The sequence below is a fragment of the Azospirillum halopraeferens DSM 3675 genome (assembly GCF_000429625.1).
Taxonomy (GTDB): Bacteria; Pseudomonadota; Alphaproteobacteria; order Azospirillales; family Azospirillaceae; genus Azospirillum; species Azospirillum halopraeferens.
This window is the reverse complement of the sequence record NZ_AUCF01000026.1, coordinates 17,111-33,201: the sequence shown is the minus strand read 5'-3', so window position 1 is coordinate 33,201 and position 16,091 is coordinate 17,111. Positions and strand designations below refer to the sequence as shown.

General features: G+C 73.5%; 12 protein-coding genes. 4 read left to right on the top strand and 8 right to left on the bottom strand.

Going from position 1 to position 16,091, the window contains the following annotated elements:
• The 4 genes from G472_RS39500 to G472_RS0118980 form a co-directional block, all read right to left on the bottom strand.
• Complete coding sequence (locus tag G472_RS39500) at window positions 1-336, bottom strand: hypothetical protein (RefSeq protein WP_035693055.1); 336 nt, start codon at window positions 334-336, stop codon at window positions 1-3.
• Between the two features lie 38 nt (window positions 337-374).
• Window positions 375-647 (bottom strand): hypothetical protein, encoded by a 273-nt coding sequence (locus G472_RS34265; RefSeq protein WP_029009638.1) that lies wholly within the window; start codon window positions 645-647, stop codon window positions 375-377.
• Window positions 648-740: 93 nt separating this feature from the next.
• Window positions 741-1,469 carry a cytochrome c biogenesis CcdA family protein gene (locus G472_RS0118985; protein ID WP_029009637.1) on the bottom strand — a complete coding sequence of 243 codons (729 nt, stop codon included), beginning with the start codon at window positions 1,467-1,469 and terminating at the stop codon, window positions 741-743.
• A gap of 184 nt (window positions 1,470-1,653) precedes the next feature.
• Entirely contained in the window at window positions 1,654-1,914 is a 261-nt protein-coding gene (locus tag G472_RS0118980) for a type II toxin-antitoxin system Phd/YefM family antitoxin (protein WP_029009636.1), read from the bottom strand.
• 157 nt (window positions 1,915-2,071) lie between these two features.
• Between G472_RS0118980 and G472_RS0118975 the strand changes: the two genes are divergently transcribed.
• Complete coding sequence (locus G472_RS0118975) at window positions 2,072-2,647, top strand: thioredoxin family protein (protein WP_029009635.1); 576 nt, start codon at window positions 2,072-2,074, stop codon at window positions 2,645-2,647.
• 12 nt (window positions 2,648-2,659) lie between these two features.
• Here the strand turns inward: G472_RS0118975 and hypF are convergent, their stop codons facing one another.
• From hypF to rnk, 3 genes are all read right to left on the bottom strand, one after another.
• Window positions 2,660-4,942 carry a carbamoyltransferase HypF gene (gene hypF / locus G472_RS0118970; RefSeq protein WP_029009634.1) on the bottom strand — a complete coding sequence of 761 codons (2,283 nt, stop codon included), beginning with the start codon at window positions 4,940-4,942 and terminating at the stop codon, window positions 2,660-2,662.
• 79 nt (window positions 4,943-5,021) lie between these two features.
• Complete coding sequence (amt, locus tag G472_RS34260) at window positions 5,022-8,822, bottom strand: ammonium transporter (RefSeq protein ID WP_051341020.1); 3,801 nt, start codon at window positions 8,820-8,822, stop codon at window positions 5,022-5,024.
• Window positions 8,823-8,936: 114 nt separating this feature from the next.
• Window positions 8,937-9,368, bottom strand: coding sequence for a nucleoside diphosphate kinase regulator (rnk, locus tag G472_RS0118960; protein ID WP_029009633.1), 432 nt, complete (start codon window positions 9,366-9,368; stop codon window positions 8,937-8,939).
• A 268-nt stretch (window positions 9,369-9,636) separates the two neighbouring features.
• On the opposite strand from rnk, the gene G472_RS0118955 reads away from it, so the two are divergent.
• Genes G472_RS0118955 through G472_RS0118945 form a run of 3 tightly spaced genes read left to right on the top strand, consistent with a single transcriptional unit; the run spans window position 9,637 to window position 13,234 of the window.
• Complete coding sequence (locus G472_RS0118955) at window positions 9,637-10,896, top strand: Glu/Leu/Phe/Val family dehydrogenase (protein WP_156927177.1); 1,260 nt, start codon at window positions 9,637-9,639, stop codon at window positions 10,894-10,896.
• 44 nt (window positions 10,897-10,940) lie between these two features.
• Entirely contained in the window at window positions 10,941-12,575 is a 1,635-nt protein-coding gene (locus tag G472_RS34255; protein ID WP_051341019.1) for an ATP-binding protein, read from the top strand.
• A 14-nt stretch (window positions 12,576-12,589) separates the two neighbouring features.
• Complete coding sequence (locus G472_RS0118945; protein WP_029009631.1) at window positions 12,590-13,234, top strand: response regulator transcription factor; 645 nt, start codon at window positions 12,590-12,592, stop codon at window positions 13,232-13,234.
• A 6-nt stretch (window positions 13,235-13,240) separates the two neighbouring features.
• Here G472_RS0118945 and G472_RS34250 read toward each other — a convergent pair whose 3' ends face one another.
• Window positions 13,241-16,090, bottom strand: coding sequence for a response regulator (locus G472_RS34250; RefSeq protein ID WP_084536769.1), 2,850 nt, complete (start codon window positions 16,088-16,090; stop codon window positions 13,241-13,243).
• Between the last annotated feature and the right edge of the window lies 1 nt (window position 16,091).

Genomic DNA, 16,091 nt, shown 5'->3' with positions numbered 1-16,091 from the left:
TCAGCGCACCCCCACCCGGTTGACCGGCCCGCCGGCGTTGGGCGAGCCGACCCGCGGCGCCACCCCCGCACCGGGGGCGCCGACGCCGACGCCGGGGGCGACGCCCACGCCCGGCGCGCCCACTCCCACACCCGGCGCGCCGACACCGGGGGCCACCACCACCGGCGCGACCGGGGCGACGATGACGCCACCGGGCCGCACCACCGCGCCCGGCGCCACCACGCACCCTTTGGGGATGCCGACGGCGCGGCAGTAGACCTCGGCGTGCGACGGCAGGGCGCTTGCCAGCACCAACAGGGCCGCCGGCAGCGCCGGCACCAGGCTCGCGTACCTCATGATGGTGTCCTCCAGTTGTGCCGGCGTGCGGCCGGCGGTTATCGGGTGAGCATCACCAGGCACTTGCCCGCGGCTTCCGCGGCCGGGCGCGCCTCGGAGCGGCTGAGCTTGCCGCCCATCACCAGCGGCCGGGCGGCCGCCTTCAGCTCATCCTCGACGTTGGCGCCGGGCTTCACGTTGGGCCGGGCGGCGTCGTAGATCATCCGGGCATCGGCGGGCAGGGTTGCGGCGCACCCGTCGGCGGCCGGCGCATCGGCCAGCACCGGCAGGGGAGCAAGGGCGAGAAGAACGGCAAGGACGCGTGATGTCATGGACGGGGTCTCCTGCAGCGACGGCATGGTCACGCAGGAACGGTACGCTTCACGGCATACCGGGAAAATCCCATGGATATGGGAGAGCGGCCGTCAGCCGATCCGTCCCAGGGCGGGAACCAGCTCCAGCAGGCCCACCGCCAGATCGGTCATGCCGCCGGTGATGAACAGCAGGCCCGTCGCCACAAGCAGCAGCCCCAGCGCGCGTTCCACCAGCCGCACGTGGCGGCGCAGGCGCCCCATGGCCTCCATGAACGGCCGCGCCGCCAGCGCCGCCAGCAGGAACGGCACCCCCATGCCGGCGGCGTAGGTGCCCAGCAGGGCGGCGCCATGGCCGGCCGCCCCGGCGCTGCCGGCGACCATCAGGATGGCCGCCAGCACCGGACCGACGCAGGGCGTCCAGCCGAACGCGAAGGCCAGCCCGACGACGTACGCACCGGCCGGCCCCGCCGGGCGGGCCGCGGGGTGGAAGCGCAGTTCCCGGTACAGCCGGGCGATCGGCAGCACCCCCAGGAAATGCAGGCCCAGCATGACGATCACCGCCCCGGCCACCTGCGCCAGCAGATCCATGTGGAGCACCAGCCACCGCCCGACGGCCGACGCACCGGTGCCCAGGGCGACGAACACGGTGGCGAAACCCAGGACGAAGGCAAGGGCGGCGACGAACACCCGCCCGCCGGCGCGCCCCTCGCGATATTCGTCCAGCGTCACCCCGCCGATGAAGCAGAGATACGCCGGCACCAGCGGCAGCACGCACGGCGACAGGAAGCTCAGCACCCCCGCCCCGAAGGCACCGGCATACGAGACCTCCAACCCGCCCATCCCCGCCGCCCCCGCTCGATCCGCAGGACGCACAATCCGCCCACACCGCCACCATAAGGGCCGGCGCGACGGCGACGCAACGGGGATATGCGAATGATCTAATATCCGGAGCGCCGGAAGGGGGGTATTCGTGGGGTGGGGGGTGCTTGCGCGGTATCGACAGCAACGGAGCCAGCCGGATGCCTTAGATCTCCACCGCGCGCGGACGCCCCTCGGATCGCTCGAAGGAGCCGTCATCGCGCGGCATGGCGAGCAGCATCTCCGCGAAGGAGGGCGCCCCGGCACGCCCCGGACGATGCAGACGTTCGAATGTCTCCGCCGCCACCACCACCACCGCCGGCCTGCCGTGGCGGGTGACATGTTGCGGCTCGCCGGCCAACGCGGCCTCGACCACCGCGCTGAACCGGTTCCTGGCGTCCCGCAGCGACCAGCGTGAGGTTGGCATCGCAACACCTCGTCCAACAGTGCCTCCGGACTCTGCGCCGTCGGCTGTCGTCCGTCCAGATGGTTCTCCCCGGCAAAGAGCATGGCGGAGCATCGCGTTGCATATCCGCGCCCCGAACAGTAGGCTTGCCTCATATACCGGGGTCGGGAGGATGGGCATGATCACGCGGCGGGGGTTTGCGCTGGGCGGGCTGGCGCTGGCGGCGGTCGCGGCACCCGCACGGGGCGAGACGGTGATGACACCCGACGGGCTGCACAGCCAGTCCTGGTTCCTCGACGGGTCCCTGGACCTCAACCGGGATCTCGCGGCGGCGACCGCCGCGGGCAAGCGGTTCGTCATCGTGTGGGAACAGCGCGGCTGTTCCTACTGCCGCGACCTGCACCGGGTGACCCTGGCCGACCCGGTCATCGCGTCCTATGTGCGCGATCACTTCGCGGTGCTGGGGCTGAACATGCACGGCACGCGCACGCTCACCGACTTCGACGGGGAGCGGCTGGCGGAACGCCGGCTGGTCCGCAAGCACGGCATCGCCTTCACCCCGTCCTTCCAGTTCTTCCCGGAAGACCCCGCCGCCATGGCCGGCAAGCCGGTGGCCGACGCGGAGGTGCACCGGACCGTCGGCCTGCTGAACCCGCAGGACTTCCTGGCCACCTTCCGCTACGTGCACGAGCGCGCCTACGAACGGCAGAGCTTCGACACCTACCTGGTCTGGCCGGAGACGGACGAGGGGTGACCGGCGGGGGGCTCAGGCGGGTCCCGGCAGCGTATGGCGCGCCGCCACCCACGCCTGCCCCAGGCTGAGGCCCCCGTCGTTGGCCGGGGCGCGGCGCGGCAGCAGCGCCTCCACGCCGGCGTCGGCCAGCCGCCGCACCAGTTCCCCGGCCAGCACCGCGTTCATCAGGCAGCCGCCCGACAGCACCAGCCGGCTCATCCCCCGGGCGCGCAGGACCGGCACCACCCAGTCCACCAGCGCCGCCGCCAGGGTGCCATGGAACAGCTCCGCCCCCTCGCGCGCGTCGCGGACGTCCAGCAGGCGGTCCAGCAGCGGCGTCAGGTCCAGCTCGCCCCCCCGGACCCGCCACGCCCCGGCGGCGACGCGGGGCGTCTCCACCAGGGATTCCAGCACCATCGGCGCCTCCCCCTCGTACCCCGCCGACGGGCGCACGCCGAGCAGGCCGCAGGCGGCGTCGAACCAGCGCCCGCACGACGAGGTGAGCGGCGCGCGCACCCCCGCCTCGATCATCCGCCGCACCCCGTCCGCCGGGCCGTGCGCGCCCAGCCGCGCCGCCACCTCGTCGGCACGCCCCATGCGCACCAGCGCCGCCGCCGCCATCCGCCAGGGTTGACGGGCGGCCGCGTCGCCGCCGGGCTGGGCGAGGCGCGCCAGATGGCCCAGCCGCTCCACCCGCACCCCGTCCACCAGCAGCAGCTCGCCGCCCCAGGACTCGCCCCCCTCCCCCAGCCCGTAGCCGTCCAGCGCCAGCCCCGCCGCCGGCCCCTCCGCCCGGTGCTCGGCCAGCACGGCGGCGACGTGGGCGTGGTGGTGCAGCACGGGAACGGCGGGGATGCCGCGCTCATCGGCCAGACGCTGCGCGAAGCGGGTGGAGTGGAAGTCGGGATGGCGGTCATGGGCGACCGCCACCGGCTCCACCCCCAGCACGTGCAGCAGGTGGTCGACCGTCTCCTCCAGGAAGCCCAGGGTGGCGACGGTATCCAGGTCGCCGATGTGCTGCGACAGGAACGCCTCGTCGCCGCGGGTGACGCAGACCGTGGCCTTCAGGTGCCCGCCCGTGGCCAACACCGGCGGCACCGGCCGGGCCAGCCGGATGGGGGCGGGCACATAGCCGCGCGCGCGGCGCAGGAAGGCCGGCGCGCCGGCCACCATGCGCACCACGGAATCGTCGGCGCGGATCACGATGTCGCGGTCATGGTCCACCACCACGTCGGCGATGCCGGCCAGGCGCCGGTGCGCCTCGGCGTTGGCGATGGCCAGGGGTTCGCCGCCGGGGTTGGCCGAGGTCATCACCAGCGCCGGCCCCTCGGCCCGCTCCAACCACGCCGTGCCCTCCGGCCGCCCGGCCGCCTCGTGGAACAGCAGGTAGTGCAAGGGGGTGTAGGGCAGCATCACCCCCAGCCACGCCAGGTCCGGCGCGACGGCCGGGGCGAGCGGCGGTGCGTCGGCGCGCCGGCGCAGCAGCACGACCGGGCGCGGCGTGCTCTCCAGCAGCGCGCGCTCCGCCGCGTCCAGATGGACGTAGCGGGCGGCCGCGGCGGCGCCGGCGACCATCAGGGCGAAGGGCTTGCCGTTGCGCTGCTTGACCCGGCGCAGGCGCTCCACCGTCTCGCCGTTCGCGGCGTCGCAGACGAGATGGAAGCCGCCCAACCCCTTCAGCGCGACGATGCGGCCGGCGGCGATGTGGGCGAGGATGGCCTCGGGCGGGTGCGACAGGCGGGGGCCGCAGGCGGGGCAGGCTGTGGGCTGGGCGTGGAACCGGCGGTCGCCGGGGTCGGCGTACTCCGCCGCGCAGGCCGCGCACAGGGGGAAGCCGGCCATGGACGTCTGCGGCCGGTCGTAGGGCAGCCGCCGGGTGATGGTGTAGCGCGGCCCGCAATGGGTGCAGTTGAGGAACGGATAGCGGTAGCGCCGGTCGGCCGGGTCGAACAGTTCGGCCAGGCAGGCGGGGCAGACGGCGGCGTCCGGCGCCACCCCGGTCGCCACCGCGCCGCCGTCGGCGCTGTCGCGGATGGCGAAGCCGCCCTCCCCCGGCACCGGCTCCAGCGCCAGCGCCTCCACCGCGTCGATGCGGGCCAGCGGCGGTGCCTCGTCGGTCAGCGCCGCCAGGAAGGCGGGGACGGCGGCGCCCTGCACCTCCAGCAGCACGCCCGCGGCGTCGTTCAGCACCCAGCCGGTCAGGGCGAAGCGGCGGGCCAGCGCGTGGACGTGCGGCCGGAACCCGACGCCCTGCACCTGCCCGCGCACCCGCACGCGCCGCCGCTCCACCGCCGTCTCCGCCATGATCCGTGGCACCCCCGCCGTCCGCGTCCGGTGGCAAGCGTACCACAGCCCCCGGCGTCCGGCGGAACGAGGATCCTCGCGTCCGCCCGCCTCACGCCCCCGGCGTGGCCAGCGGCAGCGCGGTGCGGCGGCCGCCGGCGGGGGCGGCGGGGAGTGACGGTGCCGCGGCCGGCAGGGCGGCGATCTCCTCGGGCGGCATCGGCCGGCCGAACAGGTAGCCCTGCGCCTTGGCGCAGCCCAGCGCCTCCAGGCAGGCGGCCTGGTCCTCGGTTTCCACGCCCTCGGCCACCACGTCGATCTCCATGCTGCGGGCCATGGCGATCATGGCGGCGACCAGCACCCGGTCGTCCTCGTCGTCGGGCAGAGCCTCCACGAACTCCCGGTCGATCTTGATCTCCTGCACCGGCAGCCGCTTGAGGCGGGAGAGCGAGGAATAGCCCTTGCCGAAATCGTCCAGCGCCACGGCGATGCCGCGGGCGTTCAGGCGCTCCAGCAGCGGCACGGCGCGGTCCTCCGAGGCCAGCAGGCTGTTCTCCGTCAGCTCGACCGTCAGCCGGTCGGGGTCGATGCCGTGCTCGCGGCAGGCGGCGACCAGCGTTTCCTCCAGCGCCGCGCCGTCCGCCAACTGCTTGACCGAGACGTTGACCGACACCCGCAGGTGCCCCATCCCCCGGGCGTCCAGGCGCGCCACGTCGGCGCAGACGCGGTGGATGACGTAGGTGCCCAGCCGGATCGCCAGCCCCAGTTCCTCCGCCAGACCGACGAAGACGTCGGGCCCGACCAGCCCGTGGTCGGGCGAGCGCCAGCGCACCAGCGCCTCGACGCCGAACACGGTGCGGGTCGCCAGATCCACCTGGGGCTGGTAGACCATGAACAGCTCCCCCTCCTGCAACGCGCGGGCGAAGCGGGTCTCGAAGTCGCGGCGCTGGCGGGTGTGCCGGTCCAGCTCCTCGGTGAAGAGCTGGTGGGTGTTCCTCCCCCGCGTCTTGGCCTGGTAGAGCGCGGCGTCGGCCTTGCGCAGCAGGTCGTCGGCGTCGTCGGCGTGCTCCGGGAACAGGGCGGCGCCGACGGAGGTGGAGACCTGCACCTCCCCGCCCTCCAGCACCACCGGGCGCGCCACCGCGGCGACGATCTTGCGCGCCACATGGTCCAGGGCGGCCGCGTCGGTCAGGTTGGTCAGCAGCACCGTGAACTCGTCGCCGCCCAGCCGGGCCACCGTGTCGGAGCTGCGCACGCAGCCCCGCACCGCGTCGGCCACCCGCACCAGCAGCTCGTCGCCGGCCTTGTGCCCGAGGGTGTCGTTGACGTCCTTGAACCGGTCCAGGTCGAGGAACATCAGCCCGACCTGCCGGCCGTCGCGCCCCGCCTGCTCGATCGCCCGGGACAGCCGGTCGAGGAACAGGCGGCGGTTGGGCAGGCCGGTGACCGCATCGAAGTTGGCGTGGCGCCAGATCGCCTCCTCCTGCTGCTTGCGCTCGCTGAGGTCGGTGAACAGGGCGACGCGGTGGGTCACCGCGCCGGCGGGGTCGCGCACGGCGGAGATGGACACCCACATGGGCAGCAGGGTCTGGTCCTTGCTGCGGATCAGCAGCTCCCCCTGCCAGGAGCCGCCGGCGTCCAGGGCGGCGCCGATGGCGTCGTACTCCGCCCGGCCGTAGCGGCCGCTGCACAGGTGCGCCAGCGACTGGCCGCGGGCTTCGCGGGCGCTGTAGCCCATCACCGTGCGGAAGGCGGCGTTGACCGTCTCGATGCCGCCGGTGGAATCGAAGATGGCGATGGCCTCGCGGGTGTTGGCGAACACCGAGGCCGCCAGGTTCAGCGCCCGGGCGTCGCGGCGGGCGGCCGTGATGTCCTCGGCCACCGCCAGAGCCACCGGGGCGGCGTGGCCGGCCAGCCGGGCGTGGGTCAGCGACAGGCGGGTCCAGATGATGTGGCGGTCGGCGCAGACCAGCCGCGCCTCCACCGTGCCCTTCAGCGCCCGCCCGGCCGCCACCTCGGCCACCGCGCACCGCACGTTGGGCAGGTCGTCGGCGTGCACGATGCCGGCCAGGCCACCCTCCGGCACCGGCGGGTGGCTCGGGGCGGAGTGCGCGCCCTCGTGGGCGATCATGCGCAGGAAGGTGGCGTTGGCGTCCAGCACCGCTCCGGTCTCGCCCAGCATCAGCATGCCGAACGCCGCCTCGTTGAAGACGGTGCGGAAGCGGGTCTCGCTCTCGCGCAGCTCGGCCTCCGCCCGCTTGCGCTCGGTGATGTCGCGGAAGGTCAGGATGTGCAGGCGGCCGAAGCGCGACGCGGCGGTGGCCGAGGTCACCTCCACGGGGAATCGGCGGCCGGCGGCGTGGCGCCCGGTGGTCTCGAACAGGGTGTGGTCGGCGCCCGCCGTCTCCAGCCCGTCCGCCAGGTCGGCGGCGCACAGGTGCGGGAAGGCGGCGGCGTCGCGCCCGAACATCCATTCCGCCAGCGTGTTGTGGAACAGCACCCGCCCCTCGGCGGAGAAGATGACGATGGCGTCGTTGGCGGTGCGCACGATCGCCTCGGTCCTGGCGACCGCCTCCTCCAGCCGGTCCATCACATGGTTGTAGCGCGCCGCCACCCGGGCGGTGTCGGTGAAGGGGTCCACCGGCACGCGCAGCGACAGGTCGCCGGTGCGCGCCTGCTCGTGCAGCACCTCGTAGAGGTCGTGCATCTCGGTCTTCGCCCCGTGTTCGGAGACGTTCAGCCCGACCTCCTCGTGCTGCGGCAGGACGCGCAGGCGCATGGTCCGTGCCAGCAGCCACAGCAGCGCGTACGGCACCACGAACGCGACCACGAAGCACACCGCCAGCCCCTTCACCTGGATGGCGAGCTGGGGCCAAAAGGTGAGCCCGGTGTCCAGCAGCTCCGGCCGGCCGAACAGGGCGACGCCGAGAATCCCCCACACCCCCGCGCCCAGATGCACGGGCACGGCCCCCACGGCGTCGTCGATGCCGAAGCGCAGCAGCACGCGCTCCAGCGCGATCCCCACCAGGCCGGCGACGGCGCCGATGATCAGCGCCGACGGAAAGGACACGGCGTGGCAGCTCGCGGTGATCGCCACCAGGCCGGACAGCACGCCGTTGAGCAGCGCCGTCACCTCGGCCTTGCGGGCGTGGATCCAGGCGGCCGCCAGGGCGGCCACCCCGCCGCTGGCCGCCGCCAGGCAGGTGTTGGCGACGATGCGGCCGATCCGGTCGTCCAGGCGCAGGGTGGTCCCGCCGTTGAAGCCGATCCAGCCGAAGCACAGCAGCAGCACCCCCAGCGCCGCCAGCGGCAGGTTGGACCCCGGCACCGGCCGCGCCTGCCCGGTCTGCGGATCGAAGCGGCCCATGCGCGGTCCCACCACCAGCAGCAGGGCCAGCGCCACCCAGCCGCCCAACTGGTGCACCGCGCTGGACCCGGCCCAGTCCACATAGCCGTCGGCGCCCAGCCAACCGTGCATGACGCCGCGCTCCAGCCCGTTCCACGCGAGATGGCCGAAGAAGGGGTAGATCAGCGCCGCCACCAGCAGCGACACCGCGATGTAGCCGGCGAACGTCATGCGCTCCGCCACCGCGCCCGAGACGATGGTCACCGCGGTGGCGCAGAACATCGCCTGGAACAGGAAGAAGATGGACAGCCCGCTGTCGCCGGTGTCGAGGAAATAGCCCGAGGTGCCGAGCCACCCGCCGTAGCTGCGCCCGAACATCATCCCGTATCCGACCGCCCAGAACGCCAGGACGGAGACGACGAAGTCGACGACGTTCTTCATCGCCACGTTGATGCTGTTCTTGGAGCGGGTCAGTCCGGTCTCCAGGCACAGGAAACCCGCCTGCATGATGAGCACCAGCCCCGTCGCCGTGGCGACCCACAGCAGATCGGGCAGTGTTAACGCCATCGCCGTACCCCGCCTGCCATCGCTTCGTGCCGATACGAAGCAACTTGCGGGCCAACGGCGTGCGTACCGCGGCACGGTCCGCGGCGGGTCTTATCCGCTCCGATCTGCCTCTTCTCAGGGCACGGCGCCTGTTTTGCGGTCGCCGGGAGGGGACACCGCCTCGACGCTCAGGCGCCGCCAGGCACCGGTGCGGGTCATCCAGTCGATGCTCTGTCCGGCCCGCAGGCCGATCAGCGCCGCCCCGACGGGCGTCATCACCGACAGGCGGTGGCGGGCCGCGTCCTCGTCGCCGGGCCACACCAGGGTGAAGCCGTGGCGCTGCCCGGTGTCGCGGTCCACGAAGGTGACCAGGGAGCCGATGGTGACCGTCGCCGCCGGCAGGGCACCCTCCTCCACCACGCCGGCCCGCTCCAGTTCCCGCTCCAGGTACTCCGCCACATCGGGAAGGCGATCGGCGACGGCGAAGGCGAGTTCGGACAGGCGCGCATGGACGGCGCGGGTCAGGGTGATCGCGGGCAGCCGGCTGCGGCGCGGCGTGGTGGTCATGGCTCGTTCCTGCCTGATGGGATGGGTCTGCGGCCCCGGCCGGCGCAGGGCGTGCGGGCGGCAACCCAGTGTCGCCCGGAACCCGCCCTCCGTGCCATCCGTATCACCACGGAGCCCGATCCGCCTTTTGTCCCCTTGAAAATATCATTCCGTAACAATGGTTTACAGAAATTCCGTAGTGTTACGGATGTTACGGTCCGCGGTTTTCGCGCGTAGAAGGAACCGGCGCCGGCCGCCGGCGCCGCCGCACACCAGGGGAATGACCGGGATGAACGATCTGTTTTCGGGCGCTTTGAGCCGGCTGGACGAGGCCGCGCGGCACGTGGACGTGGACGCCGAGGTTCTCGAGAAGCTGAAATACGCCAAGGAGACCCTGAGCGTACGCCTGTCCGTACGCATGGACAACGGGTCGCGCCGCTCTTTCCCCGCGTGGCGCTGCCGCTACGACGACACCCGCGGCCCGACCAAGGGTGGCATCCGCTTCCATCCCGATTCCAATGTGGACGAGGTGACCACGCTGGCGTTCTGGATGACCTTCAAGTGCGCGGTGATGAACCTGCCCTACGGCGGCGGCAAGGGTGCGGTGAAGGTCGACCCGCACACCCTGTCGAAGTCGGAGCTGGAGCGCCTGTCGCGGGCGTACGTGCAGGCGTTCGCCGGCATGATCGGCCCCGACCGCGACATCCCTGCCCCGGACGTCTACACCAACTCCATGATCATGGGCTGGATGGCGGACGAGTACGGCTCCATCGTCCGCCGGCCCAGCCCGGCGGTCATCACCGGCAAGCCGCTGCCGCTGGGCGGTTCGCTGGGGCGCGACGACGCCACCGCGCGCGGCGGCTATTGCCTGCTTCGGCACCTGGAAGGCGATCTCGGCCTGACCGGCCCGGCCCGCCGGGTTGTGGTCCAGGGTTACGGCAACGCCGGCTTCCACATCGCCCGGCTGCTGCACGCCGACGGCTACCGCATCGTCGGCCTGTCGGATTCCCGCGGCGCCATCCTCTGCGAGGCGGGCCTGGACCCGCTGGCGGTGCAGGCCGCGAAGGAGCGCCACGGCTCGGTCACCGCCTACACCGGCGACGGCGTGCGCACGGGCACCGACGACGACCTTCTCGCCACGGCGTGCGAGGTGCTGGTGCCCGCCGCCCTGGAGGACCGCATCCACGCCGGCAACGCCGGCCGCATCCGGGCGCGCATCATCCTGGAACTGGCCAACGGCCCCGTCACGCCGGAGGCCGACCGCATCCTCGACGAGGCCGGCGTCATCGTCCTGCCGGACATCCTGGCCAACGCCGGCGGCGTGACCGTGTCCTACTTCGAATGGGTGCAGAACCGCCAGGGCTATTACTGGAGCCTGAAGGAGATCCACGAGCGCCTGCGCGTCATCATGGAGACCGAGGGCCGCCGGGTGTGGGACATGCATCAGTCCAAACGCATCTCCATGCGCACGGCCGCCTACGCCCACGCGCTGGAAAGGCTGTCGAGCGCCATCGCCGCCCATGGTACACAACCGTTCTTCATCGGTTGACCGGTCCCGCGGCGGCCGCGGGCCAATCCGGGGGATGCCGCGCCATGCCCGTTCCGCCCGCCGGCCCCGTGGCCGCCCCGCCCGGCGGCGCCGCCCCGGCGGTCCGTCTGACGGCGGGCTTCGCCCTCGCCTTCCTGGGGGTGTACCTGGCGGTGGACTGGCTGACCTTCATCCATCCGCGCCCCAACCTCAACATCACCCCCTGGAACCCGCCGGCCGGGCTGTACCTGGCGCTGCTGCTGCGCACCGGCCTGCGCGGCGTGCCGCTGACCTTCGCGGCGCTGGTGGCGGGCGACCTGGCGGTGCGCGGGCATCCCGCCTCGGCGGCGTCGCTGGTGGCCTCGAACCTGGTGATCGTGGCCGGCTACGCCGCGGCCGCCCATGTCCTGCGCCACCGGGTGGCGATCGACCCGGAGCTGAGCCGGGTGCGCGACGTCGGCTGGCTGGTCGGCGTCACCTTCCTCAGCGCCGCCGCGGTGGCGCCCGCCTTCGTCGGCGTGTTCGTGCTGGACGGGGCGGTGGCCGCGGACGATCTGCCGCTGTTCGCCTTCCAATACTGGCTGGGCGACGCCATCGCCATCGCCGTGGTCACCCCGGTCGTGCTCCTGCTGCACCGGCCGGGACCGCCGCCCCTGCGCCTGCCGGCGGAACGGCCGTCCGCGGCGCAGACGGCGGCCATGATCGCGGCGCTGGCCGTCGTCTTCCTGCCCATCGGCGGCGACCGGTTCAACCTGTTCTACGTGCTGTTCCTTCCCCTGGTGTGGGTGGCCGTCACCCGCGGGCTGGCGGGGGCGGTGCTGGCCGCCCTGGTCATCCAGGGCGGGCTGATCGCCGGCTTGCAGATCATCGGCTTCCCCCTGAACGCGGTGGTCTACCATCAGACCCTGATGCTGGCCCTGGCGATCACCGCCCTGTTCCTCGGCGCCGTGGTCAGCGAACGCCGGGCGGTGGAGACGCGGCTGCGCGAGCACGAGGCCGAGCTGGCCCACATCGCCCGGCTGGCGGTGACCGGCGAAATGGCGTCGGCGCTGGCGCACGAGCTGAACCAGCCCCTGCTGGCGGCCATCAGCTACACCCGGGCCGCCCAGCGGCTGCTCGACGGCGCCGACACCCCGCCGCGCGCCCAGGAGTTCATCGACAAGGCGGTGGCCCAGGCGGAACGGGCCGGCGAGGTGGTGCGCGGGCTGCGCGCCTTCCTGCGCAAGGGTTCGCCCCACCTGGCGCCGGAGGCGGCGGCGGACATCGTGCGCGAGACGCTGGCGCTGGTGCGGGCCGACGCCACGTACAACCGCGTGCACCTGCGGGTCGACGTGGCGGAGCCGCTGCCGCCCGTGCTGTGCGACCGCATCCAGGTCGAACAGGTCCTGCTCAACCTGCTGCACAACAGCATCGAGGCCATCGCCGCCGCCGACCCGCCGCGGCGCGAGGTGGTCCTGAGCGTGCGCGCCGCCGACCCCGCCGGAGTGATCTTCGCGGTGGAGGACACCGGGCCCGGCGTCGTCGCCGACATGGTGGACCGGCTCTACTCCCCCTTCGCCACCACCAAGCCCGCGGGGATGGGGCTCGGCCTGCCGATCTGCCGCTCCATCGTCGAGAGCCACGGCGGCCGGCTGTGGCTCGCCGGCACCTCGGCGCAGGGCGCCGTCTTCCACGTCTTCCTTCCCGCAGCCCCGCCCTGACACCGGTCCCCGCCATGAACGAATCCGCCGAGCCCGCCGCCGAACCGGTCGTCGTCATCATCGACGACGACGACGCCGTGCGCGACGCCCTCTCCGCCCTGGTGGAGGTGGCCGGCCTGGCCGTGCGCACCTTCGGCAGCGCGCCGGAGTTCCTGCGCCATCACAGCCCCGACCGGCCCGGCTGCGTCGTCGCCGACCTGCGCATGCCCGTGATGGACGGCCTGGAGCTGCAGGAGGAGCTGGCGCGCCGCGGCAGCGAGCTGCCGGTGATCATCATCACCGCCCACGGCGAGGTGAGTGCGGCGGTCACCGCCCTGCGCGCCGGGGCCGTCGACTTCCTGGAGAAGCCGTTCGACGACGGCGTCTTCCTGCGCCGGGTGCACGAGGCCCTGCAACGGGACGCCCGCCGGCGCCGCGACCGCTCCGCCGCCGCGTCGGCCCTGGCGAAGCTGGCCCTCCTCAGCCCCCGCGAACGGGACGTCGCGGCGCTGATGGTGGAGGGCTGCGCCAACAAGACCATCGCCAACCGCCTGGGCATCGGCGTGCGCACCGTCGAGACCCACCGCGCCAACGTCATGGCCAAGCTCGGCATCCGCACCGTCGCGGAGCTGATGCGCCTGTGGCTGCACCTGGAGGAAGATCGGGAGGACGGGCGATAGGTCGTATCAGGCGCCTGCGCGCCCGATCGTGCGGAAGGCGGCGGCGATGTCGGACTGTGAATAGGGCTTGCCCAGCACGACCGTCGTGCCGCCGCCCTCCTGCGCCGCGATCCCCGCGTCCATCCCGACGTCGCCATAGCCGGAGGCGATGATCACCGCCAGGTGGGGATGGTCGCGCCGCGCCGCGCGGGCCAGGTCGAGACCGGATCGGCCGGGCAGGCGGACGTCGGTGAACAGCACGTCGAACGGCCCCGCCGCCAGCGCCCGGCCGGCCGCCTCGGCGTCGCCCGCCGCGGTGACGGCGTGACCCAGCGCCAACAGCATCTCCTGCGTCGCCAGGCGGACGAGCGCGTCGTCCTCCACCAGCAGGACGCGCAGGCCGGCAGGAGGACGGCGCGCCTCCGACAGGACATGGCGGACCTTGCGCGCCAGATCCTCGCGCCGGTAAGGCTTGCTCAACAGATGGACTCCGGGATCGAGGCGGCCGCCGTGGACGATGGCGTTCTCCGTGTAGCCCGAGGTGAACAGCACCGCCAGATCGGGCAGGATGCCGCGGGCCAGGCGCGCCAGCTCCGGACTGCGCAGGGGGCCGGGCATCACCACGTCGGTGAACAGCAGATCGACCGCGGCACCGCCGCGGATCAGTGCCAGCGCGCTCCGGGCGTCGGGCGCCTGCAGCACGTGGTAGCCCAGCTCGACCAGCAGCGCCGCGGCGGTCGCCCGCACCTGCGGATCGTCCTCGACGACCAGGACCGTCTCGCTGCCGCCGACCACGGGGGCCTCGGCGGGCGACGCATCGGAGGCCGAAGCCGTCCGGTGGGTGCGCGGCAGATAGATGCGCACGGTGGTGCCGTGCCCCACCTCGCTGTAGATCTTCACGTGTCCGCCCGTCTGCTTGACGAAGCCGTGCACCATGGACAGGCCGAGGCCGGTGCCCTTGCCCTCCGGCTTGGTGGTGAAGAAGGGCTCGAAGACGCGTTCCAGCACCTCCGGCGCCATGCCGCTGCCGGTGTCGGTGACGGCCAGCATGACGTACTGGCCGGGCGTCACGTCCTCGTGCGCCAGGGCATACAGGTCGTCCAGCATGGCGTTGCCCGCCTCGATGGTCAGGCGACCGGCGCCGCCCATGGCGTCGCGGGCGTTGACCGCCAGGTTCAGGACCACGTTCTCGAGCTGGTTGGGGTCGGCCAGCGTGGTCCACAGGCCGCCGGCGATCACCAGCTCGATCTCCACCGCCTCGCCCAGGGCACGGCGCAGCAGGTCGTCCATGCCGCGCAACAGGCGCCCGACGTCGATCACGGAAGGCTCCAGCGGCTGGCGGCGGGCGAAGGCGAGAAGCTGGGAGGCCAGCTTGGCGCCGCGGTCGACGGCGGCCAGCGCGGCCTGCGCCTTACGCTCCGCCCGTTCGTCGCCGGCGATGGCGCCCTGCAGAAGCTGCAGGTTGCCGCCGATCACCTGCAACAGGTTGTTGAAGTCATGGGCAACGCCCCCGGTCAGCTTGCCGATGGCCTCCAGCCGGCGGGCGCGGTTCAACCCGGCCTCGGCCCGGCGCCGCTCCTCGATCTCGGCCAGCAGCCGGCGGTTCGTCTCCTCCAGCTCCGCCGTCCGCTGCGCCACCAGCACCTCCAGCCGGTCGTTGGCATCGGCCAGGGCGGCGCGCGTGCGGACCAGTTCGTCGATGTCCGTGCAGGTGCCGACCCAGCGCGTCACCGCACCGCCCGGCCCGCGCACCGGGACGGCGCGGGCAAGGAACCAGCGGTGAACGCCGTCCCGCCGGCGCAGGCGGAACTCCGCGTCGTAGGGAATGCCGGTGCGCACCGCTTCGGCCCAGGCGCGGCCGGCCCGCTCCAGGTCGTCGGGATGCACGAAGCCGGTCCAGGCGTCGCCCAGCGTCGTGCCCGGCGGCGCGCCGGAGTAGTCGCTCCACTGCCGGCTCTGGTAGTCGAGGCCGCCGTCCGGCCCGGCCGTCCACACGAACCCCGGAACCGTCTCCGCCAGATCGCGGAACACCTGCTCGCTGTGCCGCAGCGCCTCCTCGACACGGCGCTGCTCGGTGACGTCGCGGGCCACGCACGACACCGCAGCACCGGGCTCGCCCACGCCGGTCAGGGGCGCCAGGCTGACGTCCAGGTGGATGGTGTCGCCCTGCCGGTCGGTCACGCGCAGGGCGCACTCCTCCGCCCCGCTGCCGGCCGCGACGCGGGCCAGCAGCGCGCGCAGGCCGTCGCGCTCCGCCGGGGCCAGCAGGGCCGGCAGGGAGGCCGCGTCCTCCGCCCCCGACCGGGCGCCGAACAGCCGGTCGGCCGCGTCGTTGTGGGCCAGCACCGTGCCGTCCGCGCGCAAGGCAAAGACCGGCGTGCGCGACTGCGCCGCGATCAGCCCGAGGTAGCGCTCCGACAGGGCAATGCGCCGCCGGCGTTCGCCGTGCTCGGCGTCCGCCGTCCCGCCGTCCAGCAACGCGTTCAGCCGCTCGGCCAGGCGGGCGTTGCCGGCGCGCCGGCGGGCGGCGTCCATGGCACCGGCCAACAGGGTGCCGAGCGCCGGTGCACCCTCGGCGGCGGACGCGGTCCAGGCGTCGCTGATCTCCGGCACGAAGGGCAGGGTCGCGCGCAGCCTCTCCAGACCGGCGCCCTCGCCCAGCAGGACGATCTGCGCGTCGGGGCAGTGCCGGCGCAGCCGGCGCGCCGCCGCCACCGGTGCCGGCACGTCGGGGCCGATGACGAAGACCACCGGCTCTCCGGCGTCGGCACCGGCGCGCTCCGCCGCCACGGCGTCGGGCACCGGCATCGAGCGTTCCGCCGTGCCGGCCACCGCGCCGGCCGCACCGTCGCCCACAGGGATGATAAGTCCCGCCATG